13 protein-coding genes and 1 pseudogene are annotated in these 15,229 nt (G+C 27.8%); 2 read left to right on the top strand and 12 right to left on the bottom strand.

Annotated elements, in window-relative coordinates; genetic code table 11:
• Positions 1-252: 252 nt before the first annotated feature.
• The 7 genes from dinB to JJC02_04620 all read right to left on the bottom strand — a co-directional run bounded on the left by dinB (position 253) and on the right by JJC02_04620 (position 8,715).
• On the bottom strand, positions 253-1,350 hold the full coding sequence (gene dinB, locus JJC02_04650; protein ID UDN55473.1) for a DNA polymerase IV: 1,098 nt from the start codon (positions 1,348-1,350) through the stop codon (positions 253-255).
• 391 nt (positions 1,351-1,741) lie between these two features.
• Positions 1,742-3,247, bottom strand: coding sequence for a DUF1846 domain-containing protein (locus tag JJC02_04645; GenBank protein UDN55472.1), 1,506 nt, complete (start codon positions 3,245-3,247; stop codon positions 1,742-1,744).
• A gap of 260 nt (positions 3,248-3,507) precedes the next feature.
• A complete protein-coding gene (locus JJC02_04640; protein UDN55471.1) occupies positions 3,508-3,858 on the bottom strand; it encodes a hypothetical protein in 351 nt (116 codons plus the stop codon).
• A 221-nt stretch (positions 3,859-4,079) separates the two neighbouring features.
• Positions 4,080-4,271 (bottom strand): hypothetical protein, encoded by a 192-nt coding sequence (locus JJC02_04635; protein UDN55470.1) that lies wholly within the window; start codon positions 4,269-4,271, stop codon positions 4,080-4,082.
• 118 nt (positions 4,272-4,389) lie between these two features.
• Positions 4,390-5,304, bottom strand: a complete 915-nt coding sequence (locus tag JJC02_04630) for an MBL fold metallo-hydrolase (GenBank protein ID UDN55469.1) — start codon at positions 5,302-5,304, stop codon at positions 4,390-4,392.
• 143 nt (positions 5,305-5,447) lie between these two features.
• A complete protein-coding gene (locus tag JJC02_04625; protein UDN55468.1) occupies positions 5,448-6,944 on the bottom strand; it encodes a 4Fe-4S dicluster domain-containing protein in 1,497 nt (498 codons plus the stop codon).
• Positions 6,945-7,224: 280 nt separating this feature from the next.
• Positions 7,225-8,715: a 4Fe-4S dicluster domain-containing protein gene (locus JJC02_04620; protein UDN55467.1), complete on the bottom strand. Its 1,491-nt coding sequence runs from the start codon at positions 8,713-8,715 to the stop codon at positions 7,225-7,227.
• A 466-nt stretch (positions 8,716-9,181) separates the two neighbouring features.
• Between JJC02_04620 and JJC02_04615 the strand changes: the two genes are divergently transcribed.
• Entirely contained in the window at positions 9,182-9,382 is a 201-nt protein-coding gene (locus JJC02_04615) for a cold-shock protein (protein UDN55466.1), read from the top strand.
• A gap of 178 nt (positions 9,383-9,560) precedes the next feature.
• On the opposite strand, the gene speB is transcribed toward JJC02_04615, so the two are convergent.
• From speB to JJC02_04590, 5 genes are all read right to left on the bottom strand, one after another.
• A complete protein-coding gene (speB, locus tag JJC02_04610) occupies positions 9,561-10,439 on the bottom strand; it encodes an agmatinase (protein UDN55465.1) in 879 nt (292 codons plus the stop codon).
• Complete coding sequence (speE, locus tag JJC02_04605) at positions 10,429-11,280, bottom strand: polyamine aminopropyltransferase (GenBank protein ID UDN55464.1); 852 nt, start codon at positions 11,278-11,280, stop codon at positions 10,429-10,431. The genes speB and speE overlap by 11 nt, the downstream gene beginning before the upstream one ends.
• A 29-nt stretch (positions 11,281-11,309) precedes the next feature.
• The gene (gene speD, locus JJC02_04600) at positions 11,310-11,723 is read right to left on the bottom strand and encodes an adenosylmethionine decarboxylase (protein UDN55463.1); all 414 of its coding nucleotides are present in this window, start codon (positions 11,721-11,723) and stop codon (positions 11,310-11,312) included.
• Positions 11,724-11,795: 72 nt separating this feature from the next.
• Complete coding sequence (locus JJC02_04595) at positions 11,796-13,271, bottom strand: aminotransferase class V-fold PLP-dependent enzyme (protein UDN55462.1); 1,476 nt, start codon at positions 13,269-13,271, stop codon at positions 11,796-11,798.
• Positions 13,272-13,924: 653 nt separating this feature from the next.
• Positions 13,925-14,563, bottom strand: coding sequence for a GntR family transcriptional regulator (locus JJC02_04590; GenBank protein ID UDN56377.1), 639 nt, complete (start codon positions 14,561-14,563; stop codon positions 13,925-13,927).
• 518 nt (positions 14,564-15,081) lie between these two features.
• Here JJC02_04590 and JJC02_04585 point away from each other — a divergent pair.
• Positions 15,082-15,207: pseudogene (locus tag JJC02_04585) on the top strand (ribbon-helix-helix domain-containing protein).
• The last annotated feature ends 22 nt before the right edge of the window (positions 15,208-15,229 follow it).

Below are 15,229 nucleotides of genomic sequence, written 5' to 3'. Positions count from 1 at the left end.
CCCCTTTTTTGAACAAGCAACCTTTGCCAATGTGATAAGTTGTTTTTATAATTATATCATACTATTTTATTTATGTAAACAAAGTACGACTTTTAGGTCAATATATGTCTGAATATTGCTACAAATATAAAGTATTTATATATAGTATATAATATATAATGTAAAAAACAAAAAAGTATAAAAATATTCGTAAAATAACACTAGCCTCAATTATATAATATTAAAACTAGTGTTATTTTATTTAAACAAAACTCATAGTTGAATACTATCCATGTACTCAAATAAGGTAATATCTTTATAAGTTTCTTTTTTATCTCTTAAGTTTGATATTGTAACTCCCAATAGCCTAATTTGTTTTCCATTCATATCAACATTTCTCAATAAATTGTCTATACCACTTCTTATATCATTGTATTCGTCAATATAGCACTCTAAACTAAGGCTTCTGGTTATCTGTGTAAAATCCTCATATTTAATTTTTAATGTTAATGTTTTTCCAAACTTTTCAGAGCTTTTTAATCTGCTACATACCTCTTCACAAAGTTCATCAAGAATGTTGCGTGTTTCTTCTTCATCAATATCTAAATTATGACTTAATGTAGTCTCTGCTCCAACAGATTTTCTAACTCTATTTGGTTCCACTGGTCTATCGTCTATTCCTCTAGCAAATTTATATAATTCGTAACCTCTTTTTTTAAATATATTTTCAAGTTCAAATAAATTTAAACACCTTAAATCGTATCCTGTTTTTATACCTAAATTTTTAAGAGTATTGGAAGTAACTTTTCCAACACCAAAAAATTTATTCACAGGTAATTTATCCAAAAAGTCTTGGGCATTTTCTTCGGTTATTACAGTTAATCCATTTGGCTTTTTTAAATCTGATGCAATCTTAGCAAGAAACTTATTGTACGATACACCAGCTGAAGAAGTAAGACCAACTTCTCTAAGTATGTCTCTTTTTATTTGCTTTGCTATCTCAATTGATGAATCAATACTTTTTTTATTTTTTGTTACATCTAAGTAAGCTTCATCTAAAGACAACGGCTCAACTAAATCTGTGTATCTATAAAATATATCTCTTATTTGTTCTGACACACTCTTATACACATCAAATCTAGGTCTTACAAAAACTGCATATGGGCATCTATTATAAGCTATAGCTGATGACATAGCTGAATGGATACCAAATTTTCTAGCTTCGTAAGAGCATGTTGCAACCACACCTCTGCTTTGTGGATTTCCACCAACAATCACAGGTCTTCCTTTTAATTTTTTATTATCTCTTTGTTCTATAGATGCATAAAAAGCATCCATATCTATATGAATTATTTTTCTATGAAGTTCCATCCTTATCACCTTTTAAAGTATAAATAAATTAATTTTATTTAGATTCCTTTTTAATTATACCAAACTTATGTTTCTTTAGGCTATTTTTTCATGATTTTCTTTATATATTCATATTTTCTATAAATAAAACAACCTATAATCAATTAACTTCAATATAATTTATAAAAAATACTTAAAAACACTTGCAAAAACCATATAAAAGCTTTACAATAAGTATTCCAAGGAACTAAATTTAAAATTCCTTATGGATAACAGTATATATATTTAATTTAAATGGGATGTTTTAAAAACAAAAGACTGCCTTATACAAGACAGTCTACTGATTTTATTATAATTGTAATGGACTGCTCAAACTATTACTTTAAAACAGCCCATATTTTTTTATATAAATTTAACTATAGTAAAGATTTTGTGAAGGATACTCTGGGTCACAAGTTACATCTATGCCAAGCTTTCTAAATGTTTGTTCATCATCTCTATTTAATATAGTAGTAGAATGAGATTGACACCCTTTTAATAATGCTAATTTTTCCATAGCAAATTGTGCAGTTGGATTAGTCACAGCACAAATGCTAAGTGCAGTTAACACTTCTTGGCAACTAAGTGAAACATTTCTACTGGCTAAAGTTTTTGTTTTTAAATTTATAATAGGCTCTAATATTACAGGTGATATTAAGTGCATATCATCAGATATATTAGCTAAGTGTTTAATTGCATTTAATACTGCTGCTGCTGTCCCATTCATTAAATCAGAACCCTTACCAGTTAATATTGTACCGTCTTCTAATTCTAATGCAACTACAGGACAAGTATCATTCTTGTCAGCACTTTCTTTTAATTTATTACTGTAATTTCTAGCAGGTAATACAACATTTCTATCTTCTGGTTTTAAGTTGAGTTCTTCCATAATCATTTTCATTCTATCATAAGCACCCTTATCAACTTGCCCCTTTTTATACTCACAAGCAGTTTTAAAGTATCTTCTTATTATTTCTTCTGTAGAAGCTTTTCTTATTACTTCATCATCTATTATTCCAAATCCAACTCTATTAACACCCATATCAGTTGGAGATTGGAAAATTGATTCTTTTCCAGTTATCTTTTCTATTATTTTCTTAAGCACTGGGAATAATTCTAAATCTCTATTGTAGTTTACTGACATTTCACCATAAGTTTCAAGATGGAATGAGTCTATCATATTTACATCTTTTAAATCAACCGTAGCTGCCTCATAAGCTATATTTAAAGGATGTTTTACAGGTACATTCCAAACTGGGAATGTCTCAAACTTAGAATATCCAACTACATTACCTCTTTTATTTTCATGATATAACTGACTTAGACAAGTACCAAGTTTTCCACTATTAGGTCCTGGTGCTGTTACTACTACTATTGGTTTTGTAGTTTCTATATATTCATTTGCTCCATACCCTTCATCACTAACTATAGTCTCAACATCTGACGGATATCCCTTTGTTGGATAATGCTTATAAACTTTAATTCCTCTACGTTCTAATTTATTTATGAATACAGTTGTGGCAGGTTGTCCTTCAAATCTAGTAATTACTACACTATTTACATCTAGTTCATAACCTCTTAAATCATCTATTAATCTTAAAACTTCCATATCATAAGTGATACCAAAGTCTCCTCTTATTTTATTTCTTTCTATATCTCCTGCATATACACAAATTACAACTTCAACTTTTTCTTTCATATGCTGTAATACTTTTATCTTTGCATTTTCATCAAATCCTGGTAGTACTCTTTTTGCATGAAGGTCTCCTATCAACTTGCCTCCAAACTCTAAATAAAGCTTGTCAAAATTGTTTACTCTTTCTAAGATATATTTAGACTGCTCTTCTAAATATTTTTTGTGGTCAAATCCTACTTTCATCTTAACACCTCACTAAATTAAATTTCTTATTGATAACAGTATATTTATATATATTTTTTTAGTAAAACATCTTATAAAAAAATGTTAATACTTTTTCACTCAAAGTAATATTATACAATTAAGATTATTTTTTTTCAAGATAGTTTTATAGCAAATAAGATATACTTATATAACTAATAAAATAAGAATATTATATTTTTATATATAAGTATAATATTCTCACCTTAGCATTAATTTATTTCAATATTCTCATATATCTTTTATTCTAAATTTAATACTTTCCTAATATCTTCTATCCCTTGATAAACTTCTTGTTTAGAAAAATTCATAGCTTCTAATTCTTCATCAGTTTTTTCCATAAGCATAGTATAAAATTCTATTGCTATATACTGCATATTTTCACTATTTACAGTCTTAGCCTTGTCAAATAAAATTTCTTCTGCTTCGTTCACATTTCCCTGAAAAACCAACCTTTTTAAAGTTATAAGTATAACTTCTTCTTCTGTATTATACACTAAATCTTTTTCTTCATATTCACTGTATTTTTTCCCCAATAAAAGTCTTGCAACCATAAGTTTTATCTCATTGAAAATCTTATCCACTATAGCCATTTTTACATCTCCTATAAATAAAATTTATTTTCTTTTTAATTATATCAGACTTTATAGTAAAAATTATTATATGTAAATGAAATAATCCAAAAATAAATTTTAAACATAAAAAAAGAAGGTAGCGGGGGATTTCCGACTACCTTCAAACACTAGATTGTGATTGGTTTGGTATTTTATTTATACCCACCATAAGCTTTGTTAAATCATTTAAATTGATTTTTTTAGCATCCACATCCTCCATCAAAAACGTCACCACATTCACAAAGTATTAATAATAATATTAAGAAAGGTATCCATGCACATAAGTCCATTTCAGCCCAACAATCTTGGAATGCTAAGAATAAGAAGAATAATATTATTATCCACCAAGCACATCCACCAAATCCGCCTTCACCAAAAAATCTATCCAACATAATATGTTACCTCCTAGTCATTTTGTATGTGGAGTTTCAGCTCCTAAAATATACTATGTTTAAGAGGTAATATTTGCTAATGATTTTTTTAAATTTTTTTAGATATTTTTAAAAAAAATTATTGATTCACACTCAACGTCTTACCATCACTTTTAATAACTATATCTCCATTAGAAGTCAAAAATGTTTTTATATTCAACTTTTTCAATATTTTTAAAACATCTTCATCTGGTTCTTTTTTCTCTGAACATGTGATAACAGCATATTTGGGTGAAATAGATTCTAGAAATGCTTCAGTTAATTTGTCATATCTACCATGATGAGGTATTTTAACAAAATCATATTTTAAAGTATTTTCACCTATAAATTCTGCCAATCTTTTTTCCTCTGCATCTCCTGAAAATAAAAACTTATGTGCTCCATAATTTATACTAGTGATTATTGAATAATCATTTGAACTCTCATACTGGCTTTTTGAAGCTGGTTGTATGTTTATTTCTGCACTATTGATTACAATATCCATCTTCTCTTTTAGTACTACTGGTTCTACATCAGCCTTTTTAAGTGAATCAATATATTCATCATATTGCTTACTATCTTTCTTATAATTTGCCTGTATAATATTGTTTATTTTGACACTAGATAACACACTATCTACTCCACCTATGTGGTCCTTATCTAAGTGGGTTAAAATCAAATAGTCAAGTGTGTTTATTCCTTTTTCTTTTAATCTATCAACTATTTGTTTTCCATTTTTATCTTCTCCTGTATCAATCATTATGACTTTATCACCTATCTCAATTAATATACAATCAGATTTTCCAGTGCTTAGTATAGTAGTCTTAAATGCAGTATTTTTTGTGCTACTCTGAATATTATTTTGACTCACACCATTTTTGTTACTTTTTAAATAAGATTCACTTGTTAATTTTATCTTACCATTAGCAGTTATATTTACTACAATCAATAATATTGCTATTAGAGATAATGTAGTAACAAAAAACAGGATGTCTCTTAATATTATTTTCTTCATCCAAAATCTCCTATAAATTTATTTATTACACATTTATAGTATAACAATCTTAACTCTGTAAAATACACATATAAAAAGGGCAAATTCTAGGCATATTTGTGGCATGGAAAAAAAGTTATACCGTTCTTTTCTAAAAATTAAGATTATCTTTCTAAATTTATATCTTCAAATTCTTTAATCTTATCATTAGATAAAACACTCTTTTTAGTTGATTGTCCATTTTTTCTATCAAAAGTATTTTTAGCCTTTACACCTGATAAAAACTTACCTGCTCCATTAATACAACCTTCTTCACACATCATTCCTTCTATAAAATTACCTTCTAACCTTCCCAATTTAGCCATTGTCATTGCCTTTTTAATTTGTCTTGGACCAGATACTTTTATAGGTTCAAAATCAAAACTAATCCCCTTCTCGGCAATATAATTCTGTATTGATTTAGCAAGTCCACCAGATGCTCCAAATCCCCTTCCAAAAATCGAACCATCATTTATATCTTCATTTGAACATTTTGATAAATCTATATTAAATGCTTCAAATAATGCCATTAGTTCTTCAAAAGTGAGTACATAATCTACTGAATCTTTTAAACACTTCTCTGTTGCCTCACTCTTTTTAGCTGTACATGGCCCTATAAATACAACCTTGGCATCAGAATCAAATTTTTTTACTAATCTTCCTGTTGCTACCATAGGAGATACTGTAGATGATATTCTATCTTTTTCATCTGGGAACATTTTCTCTATATACTTAAAAAATCCTGGACAACATGAATTTGTCATGTAATTATCTCCTGATTTTATTCTTTCAATAAACTCATTACTTTCATGAACTGTAACTGCATCTGCTCCACAAGAAGCTTCTATCATATCTACAAACCCCAATGATTTTATAGCATTTTTTAATTGTCCATATGTAATATTACTATCGATTTGACCTGTTATAGCTGGAGCTACTATCGCATACATATTTTCTTTTTTTGCAAGCTTTTTTGCAACAGGTGCTATCAAACTCTTATCAGATATTGCTCCAAAAGGGCATGCTGACATACATGCTCCACAATTTATACAGTTATCTTCATGTATCATAGCTTTCATAGTGTTTCTATTAAAATCCAAAGCTCCTGTTGGACAAACACTCTTGCAAGGTCTTACAACTTCTGATATAGCATCATATTGACATGAACTTTTGCACATTCCACAGGCCTTACATAATTCATGATTTATATATGCCCTTCCATTTATATAAGAAATTGCCCCAAACTTACATGCTTCTTTACATCTATGAGCTAAACACCCTCTACAAAGCTCTGTAACTGTAAATTCATTTATTGGACATCTATCGCATGCTGCTTCCACTATATATATAATTTGCTCATCTGTGTCCAAACTAACTGAATCTGGATTTATATCTCCATATTTACTATTTGGAGTTAAACTTAATGCAAGTTGTGCTCTTTCAAGAACTACCTCTCTCTCTTTATAAACACAGCATCTATATCTCGCCTTTTCTCCTTTAATTATTTCATATGGAATTTTTTCTATATTTTCTTTTGTTAAACTTTCTTCAATAGATAACCTTGCCACTGCTGTTAAAACTTCATGCTTCAACCTTTTTAGTTGCGTTTCAAACTCAAACATAAGTAATCCTCCCTATAAATCACATCTTTTTTGCTATATTTATACTATTATGTATATTGTATTTTTTATTTATTTCTACAAATTATTATAACATAGGCATATACTTTGTTAAGTTATATACAAAATATTATATATGTAATTTTTATTTTAAGTGCATATAACTTTTATTTTGGTTACTCAATAATTAAATATATAAATAAAAATAGAGTTGTCCAAAAGTTAAACTTCAACTTAAAACAACTCTATTAATAATATGTATTTTTGTTACTTTGTATTATCTTTATCTTTCTAAATTTATATTACTAAAATCTTTTATCTTTGTATTTGCTAAGACACTCTTCTTAGTTGATTGAGAATTTTTTCTATCAAAAGTGGCTTTAACCTTTGCACCCGATAAGAATTTACCAGAACCATTTATACATCCACCTTCACACATCATTCCTTCTATAAAATTACCTTCTAATTTTCCTAAATTAGCCATAGTCATAGTTTTCTTGATTTCTCTTGAACCAGAAATCTTTACAGGTTCAAAATTAACACCAATACCTTTTTCAGCAAGATAGTTCTCTATAGCCTTTGTAAGACCTCCAGAAGCTCCAAAACCTCTTCCAAAAATTGATGCATCATCTATATCTTCATTTGAACACTTAGCCAAATCTACATCAAATGCCTCAAATAATGCCATTATTTCTTCAAAAGTAAGTACATAATCAATAGCTCCTTTTAATTCTTTCTTAGCTGCCTCACTCTTTTTAGCTGTACATGGTCCTATGAATACAACTTTAGCATCTGGCTCATGACTTTTTATAAATCTACCACTAGCTATCATAGGAGACACTGTAGAAGATATTTTTCCTACATGATTTGGGAATGTCTTTTCTATGTAACCAACAAATCCTGGACAACAAGAATTTGTCATAAAATCTTCTCCCTTTTCCATTCTTTCAGCAAATTCTAAACTTTCATGAACTGTAACTGCATCTGCTCCACAAGCTGCTTCTAATACATCAATAAAGCCTAGTGATTTTATAGCATTTTTTATTTGACCATATGTAACATTTGCTTCAACTTGACCTGTTATAGCTGGAGCTACTACTGCGTACATTTTCTGTTTTTGAACTAATTTTCTAGCCACAGGAGCTATCAGACTCTTATCAGATATTGCTCCGAATGGGCAGGCTGACATACATGCACCACAGTTTAAACATTTATCTTCATGTATCACAGCTTTCATATTCTCTCTATCAAATCCTAATGCATTAGTTGGACAAACACTCTTACATGGTCTAACAACTTCGGAGATGGCATCGTATTGACAAGCTTTTTTACACATTCCACAAGCCTTACATAATTCATGATTTATATAAGCCATTCCTCCGACATGTGTTATAGCACCAAATTTACAAGCTTCTTTACATCTATGTGCTAGACATCCTCTACAAATATCGGTTACTGTAAATTCATTTATTGGACAACTATCACATGCAGCTCCCAAAATATATATAATTTGTTCATCCTCTTCTATATCCATAGTATCTAAATCTATCTTATCTTGACCTGGTTGTAACCCCATACTTACATTTACTCTCTCAGATATTATGGCTCTTTCTTTATAAACACAACATCTATATGTAGGTTTCTCACCTTTTATTATTTCATACTGAATATTATCCATTGCTTCTCTTGTAAGGTTATCTTCTTTTCCAAGCCTAGCTATTGCAGTTAAAACATCATGTCTTAATTTGTGTATTTGTGTTTCAAATTGAAACATTTTAATACCACCCCCGTAAATGATTTTATACGATACCATTATAACACAATATTTCCTTTTATTAATATATACATAAAATATTATATGTTTAAATTTTATTTTATCGAATATATATAATATTTTTTTATTTTATTATATAATATTATTGATATTTCTGAAATTTCACTATTTTTATTTTTAATTTACAACCGAATATATAATATTTTTTATTATATATTTTAATTTTACTTTTTACTTATAATCATTTTTATTACATTTTTTGATATTAAATTCATTGTTCATATTCATACTTTCGTCAAATTTTATACTACTTCTCGCTATATAATTTAACAATTTTTATTAAATTCTAAAACTAATTAATTTTTTTAAAAATTTTATTTGCTTTTATTTAAATTTTATGATATATTAATAATACAGACTTATTTTTTTAGTTTGTATTTTTTAATAATGCGGAGGTTTTCTTATAATGAAAAACGGAATAGTAAAATGGTTTAACAATGAAAAAGGATTTGGGTTCATATCTGTAGAGGGAGAAGATGATGTTTTCGTACATTTCTCAGCTATACAAAATGATGGATACAAAACTTTAGAAGAAGGCGAAAAGGTTAGCTTTGATATAACTCAAGGTAATAGAGGACCTCAAGCTGAAAACGTAAATAGAATATAATTATTTAATTTAAATATATATATTTTAGAAAAGGAGCTATAGAAGGCTCTTTTTTGTTGTTCATTATATTTATTGTTCATTACAAAAATAAAAAGTTACTTTAAAAAATCTCCAATTTAAAACAACTTTTTTTAAATAACTTCTTGTATTATAATATATATTATCCATATAAAATACTCTATCTAATTTTATCAGATATTATCAAACATAACTCTCTTAAGATTTTACAGGCTATAACTGTTGATACGCCTGTAGTATCATAATCAGGGCTTAACTCTACTATATCACAACCAACTATATTTATATTTGAGTTTTTTATAATCTTAAAAATCTCTTGAAATTCTCTATAATTTACACCACCAGGTTCTGGTGTACCTGTTCCTGGAAATACAGACGCATCCAATACATCTAAGTCTATAGTCAGATAAATATTCTTTCCACTTAGCATATTAACTATATTTTCAAATGTACCTATTCCTCCTATTTCCATGTATGTGTGTTTTTGCTCTGTAGCAAATTTAAATTCTTCTTTTGTACCAGACCTTATTCCAAATTGAAATATTTTATTATCTCCTACAATATCCCATATCCTTTTAATTACTGTTGCATGAGAATTTTTACTATTATTATATTCTTCCCTCAAATCTGTATGAGCATCAAAATGAATTACATATATATCATTATACTTTTCATATACTGCTTTAAAAGCCGGTAATGTAACTAAATGCTCTCCTCCAATCATAAATGGCACCTTTGAATCCCTAACAATCTTATATGTCTCTTGATAGATTTCTTTTAATACTTGTTCTGTGCTTCCAATACTAATTTCTAAATCTCCATAATCACATATATTATAATCTTCTAAATCCAAGTCTAAAAAAGGGCTATATGTCTCGAGACCATAAAATTCTTTTCTCATATAACTACTTGCAAATCTAGCTCCAGGTCTATTTGAAGTAGTTCCATCAAATCCAACACCAAATACTATCAGATTAGATTCTTCATAATTTTTGTCCATACTCATAAAAGTATTCATATAATAGAAATTATTGTTCATCTAGCATCTCCTTTACGTATTGAGGCAACATAAATGAACCTAAGTGTATATTACTATTATAATATTTAGTTTTTAAATTTAATTTCTCCCATCCATTCATATCTTGATTTTTTATTGGATTAAGTTTTTTTGAAGCAAATCCAAACAGCCAATGACCAGATGGGTATGTTGGTATATGTGCTTGATAGACTTTAGAGATTGGAAATATTTCTTTTAACTTTTTATTGGCTCTTTTCATCTCCTTAGCATTAAAATCAAAATATGGACTTTCACTTTGATTTACCAAAATTCCATCATCAGTCAGTATTCTATAACAATCCTTATAAAAATCAGTTGAAAAAAGACCTTCTCCTGGTCCTATTGGGTCAGTTGAGTCTACTATTATCAAATCATATGATTTATCACAAGCACACTTAACAAAATTAACACCATCTTCAAAATATAAACTTACTCTTTTATCATCTAATTTACATGAGCATATATCCATATATTCCTTAGATACATCTACGACCATTTTATCTATTTCAACCATGTCAATCTTTTCTATTTGAGTATAACGGCTTAATTCTCTTACTGTACCGCCATCACCTCCACCTATAACTAATACTTTCTTTATGTTTAAATTTGTAGCCATAGGGACATGAGTTATCATCTCATGGTATATAAACTCATCTTTATATGTTACCATCATTAATCCATCTATCGTTAGAAACTTTCCAAATTCATCACTATCGAATACATCTATCCTCTGAAATTTAGACTTTCCCTCAAATAAGTGCTTATTTACTTTTATAGAAAATCTTACATTTTCTGTCCATTCTTCTGTATACCAAAGTTCCATATAATAATCCTCACTTCCTCTTATATATTTTATACTGCTTCTGGTTTATGAGTAATCTTACCCAAATCTTTTTTTGAATATTTTTTAATTTTTGTGGTTAAACCTCTTGGAATTTCTGTAGACTCACTTCTTTCAGACTTTAAAAGTTGTTCTAATAATTCAAAACTCTTCCATGGGTCTATATCACCACAAGTAAAAAAATCTGCTGCTGCATAACCATATTCAGGCCAGGTATGTATTGTCAAATGAGATTCAGCAATTATAACAGCTCCTGAAACCCCCCAAGGATTAAAATGGTGGAATACAGAATCAACGATTGTAGCTTTTGCACTTAGTGCTGAATCATTCATAAAATTTTCTATAAGATGTGGGTCTTTAAGTATGTTTTCATCACAATTATAGTATTCTACTAGTATATGTCTTCCTAGTGTTTTAAATTTCATTTCAATCCCAACTCCTTTATCTTTTTAATAAACTCTATTTAATAAACTTTTAACCTTTCAAAATAAAGTAATTTATTTTATTACTAGTATTCTATCTAAGTTTTTATCTTGTACATCTGTCAGATATGCATTGCTATTTTTTAAGAAAATAATATACTCCATAATTTCTTCTGTTATCAATTCTCCTGGAGCAACAATTGGTATACCTGGTGGATACGCCATTATTGATTCTCCACAAATTCTATCTATACAAGAATTAATTTCTACGCTTTCTTTTGGTGCATAAAAGGCTTCTCTTGGATTAAGTTTAATGGTTGGATTTATTTGAACCATATTAAACTTATTTAATATTGCTTCTTTTCTATAAACCTTTGCAATTATAGAAAGTGCTTTTACTAATCTATCTATATCTGATTTATTTGTTCCAATAGATACAAGCGCCAGAATATTGTGCGAATCTCCTAACTCTACTTGAATTGAAAAATTTTTATATAATAAATCGTAAACTTCAAATCCAGTCAAATTTAATTCTTTTACATTTATACACAATTTTGTTTCGTCTATAAATTTAACACCTTTTTGTTTCAATATTTCAGTAGATAAGACTTTTATTCCATCAATTTTGCTCAATCTAGATTTTGCATACCTAGATAAATTTAATGCTTTTGATAATTGCTTTTCCCCATTTTCAACTAGATTAACTCTAGCACCATCTATACTTGCCATAAGCAAATAAGATGCAGATGTTGATTGTAGCATATTGATTGATTGAAGAACCTTTTCAGACCTTACATTATTTCTATTCAATAAAAGTGCTGAAGATTGTGTCAACGCTCCTCCAGTTTTATGTATACTTACAGCCACCATATCAGCTCCCAAACTTATTGCAGAAGGAGGTAAATCTAAATGAAATGGAAAATGTGCACCATGAGCTTCATCCACTAACACTAAAACATTATTTTTATGACACAGCTCTATAATACTCTCAAGGTCAGCACAAATCCCATAGTAAGTTGGATTAAGGAAAAACAATGCTTTTATATTACAATCTTTTGCTATCTCTTTTTTAACTTTTTCAAGAGTAATATTTAAACTTATATCTAGTTGTTCATCAAATTCTGGTTGTATAAATATTGGTATTCCTCCACAAAGTATTAATGCATTTATTACTGATTTATGTATATTTCTTGGGAGTAATACTTTCTCACCTGGTTTTATCACACTCAAAATCATTGCATGTATTGCTTGAGTTGTTCCATTAGTTATAAAGAATGCCTCATCAGCCATATATGCTTGTGCTAGTAAATCCTGTGCATTTCTTATAACTCCATTTGGGGCAGATACATTGTCCATAGTTGGTGATGAATTTATATCCATTTTCATGAGACTTTCACCTAGATATTTATTTAATATATCTACACCTCTATTTTTTACATGTCCAGGCACATCAAAACAAGCTATATCTTTCTCTGAGTATTCCTTTAATGACTCTAATAATGGAGCACACTCATAGCTTAATTCAACTGCATTTGCGAACTCACTATCCATGATTTTAAATTCATCCCCTCTCTATATTCAAACATTTTTAATATTTATTATTTATTATTTCTATTTTTTATTTTTACTTTTATTAAACTTATGATATTTATTATATTAACATTTCAATATTTTTACAAGTATTTTTTTGAACTCACTCAAAAACATATACATTAGTTATATCAATATTTATAAACTTTTTTGTTTTTTATTGTTTATATTAATTTTTTTAAAAATTAGTATTTATAAACTTTTTTGTTTTTTATTTTTTTAATATTTTTGTTTTTTTTAGATTTAGTAAGCTTTTGAGTTTACTTTTTTTAATTTGTAAGTATTTTATTACTAAACTTTTATATTATTCTTAGTCCATATATAAAAATTCTTAGTTTAGTTAGACTAAATAATTTTCCTATTTTCGTATTTTAATTTTATATTAAAATTTATTAAATTTTTTTAATTGATAAAATAAATTCTATATTTATAATATTAAAATCCTATAAACTTTTTGATTTACGTGCGTTTGTTTTAATATACCTATTCTATCATAGTGTTTTAGGGTTTCTATTAGTATTTTAAATTAAATTTATTCTTATTTTTATTTTAATAATTAGCAAAAAATAATAAAATTATATAAAAAATAAAGAGAAACTTTATAAAAGCTTCTCTTATTCCATATCTGATATAGGTATCGTTTTCCAATGCTCTTTCAAAATTCTTTCAACATTTACTAAATCATTCTCTCTCATAAATTTTACTACCTCAATATGTTGATTATTACTGTATTCCAGCATTTTATATAACGCATTTTCATTATCACTAGTATATGACTTTGACATAAAATTATATCTTAAAGAGTTCAATAGATTTATTAACACTTGATTATCTGATTTAGTTATGTACATATCGTGAAATTCATTACTTAATTTTAAATAGTTATTGTAATTTTTATACTTTATAGAGACCGTCATCATCTCTGTTAATTCTTCCATTTTTGTTAAGTCTGATTCAGTTAAATTTTGTAATGCTGAAGAACCGGCTAATCCATCCAATACTCCAATTACAGAGTAGGTGTCTAATTTTTCCCTTTCTTGAAATTCTTTTACTACAAATCCCTTATTAGGTATCTTTTCTAGTAAATTTTCACCCGCCAACCTCGTTAATGCTTCCCTTGCTGGTGTTCTACTAACTCCGATAGATTTACAAATCTCAGATTCAGTAATTCTTCGATTTGCTTCATACTCTCCATTTTGGATTTTCTTTGATATATAGTCATATACTTGAGTTGTAAGTGGATCTACCTTCATAAGATGTTCCGTTACCAAAAATCTATAAATTAAAGATTCCTGTTTCTTTTCTACTTCATAGTGTCTTATTTTGCCTAAGCTACTATAATTTGCTATAACACTCCATAGACTTTTTATACTACCGCAATTGCTACACATTTTACTTGAAGGATAGAATGTTGGAACTTGAACGAATTTTATCCCTTTCCACTCTCATTCATATTTTATTTTCTCTATAAATGTATAAAATCCTTGTTGTTGAATTGATTTAGCTAAATGTCTACTTTTCATTATATTCTTAACCCCTCCATCACTACTATTGACGGTTTGATTCTCACCATCTTATTAGTAACTTGGTGCATATGATTTAACCTAATATTTTTAACTTTTCTATGAAGTTTTTTAATCTTTAATTCAATTTTTGAAATGTTCTTAGTTTTTTGGTAACACCCTCCTTTCCTATTATTTTCATATTTTCTTGAATATTGTCTTTGTCAATCTTTTTAATTCATAAAATCTTATCTTATCTACTATAGAGAATATTAAATACCATCAATACTAAACTTTGAGAAAAATTACAACAGTACTCAAAAGAAATTCAAATACCTACATCTAAATTACTAGATAAAGCTATATCTTTATTATTAAAATCTACTAAAAAATAGTAGCTTCTTTTAGATTTTTATA

The sequence above is a fragment of the Clostridioides sp. ES-S-0054-01 genome (genome assembly GCA_021561035.1).
GTDB lineage: Bacteria > Bacillota > Clostridia > Peptostreptococcales > Peptostreptococcaceae > Clostridioides.
Note: the sequence above shows the minus strand (reverse complement) of the source record. Positions and strands in the feature narration are given on the sequence as shown.

Excerpts from the sequence above, each read along its gene's own strand:
- dinB (UDN55473.1), bottom strand. The coding sequence starts at position 1,350 with ATGGAACTTCATAGAAAAATAATTCATATAGATATGGATGCTTTTTAT.
- JJC02_04645 (UDN55472.1), bottom strand. The coding sequence starts at position 3,247 with ATGAAAGTAGGATTTGACCACAAAAAATATTTAGAAGAGCAGTCTAAA.
- JJC02_04640 (UDN55471.1), bottom strand. The coding sequence starts at position 3,858 with ATGGCTATAGTGGATAAGATTTTCAATGAGATAAAACTTATGGTTGCA.
- JJC02_04635 (UDN55470.1), bottom strand. The coding sequence starts at position 4,271 with ATGTTGGATAGATTTTTTGGTGAAGGCGGATTTGGTGGATGTGCTTGG.
- JJC02_04630 (UDN55469.1), bottom strand. The coding sequence starts at position 5,304 with ATGAAGAAAATAATATTAAGAGACATCCTGTTTTTTGTTACTACATTA.
- JJC02_04625 (UDN55468.1), bottom strand. The coding sequence starts at position 6,944 with ATGTTTGAGTTTGAAACGCAACTAAAAAGGTTGAAGCATGAAGTTTTA.
- JJC02_04620 (UDN55467.1), bottom strand. The coding sequence starts at position 8,715 with ATGTTTCAATTTGAAACACAAATACACAAATTAAGACATGATGTTTTA.
- JJC02_04615 (UDN55466.1), top strand. The coding sequence starts at position 9,182 with ATGAAAAACGGAATAGTAAAATGGTTTAACAATGAAAAAGGATTTGGG.
- speB (UDN55465.1), bottom strand. The coding sequence starts at position 10,439 with ATGAACAATAATTTCTATTATATGAATACTTTTATGAGTATGGACAAA.
- speE (UDN55464.1), bottom strand. The coding sequence starts at position 11,280 with ATGGAACTTTGGTATACAGAAGAATGGACAGAAAATGTAAGATTTTCT.
- speD (UDN55463.1), bottom strand. The coding sequence starts at position 11,723 with ATGAAATTTAAAACACTAGGAAGACATATACTAGTAGAATACTATAAT.
- JJC02_04595 (UDN55462.1), bottom strand. The coding sequence starts at position 13,271 with ATGGATAGTGAGTTCGCAAATGCAGTTGAATTAAGCTATGAGTGTGCT.
- JJC02_04590 (UDN56377.1), bottom strand. The coding sequence starts at position 14,563 with ATGAAGGTAGATCCACTTACAACTCAAGTATATGACTATATATCAAAG.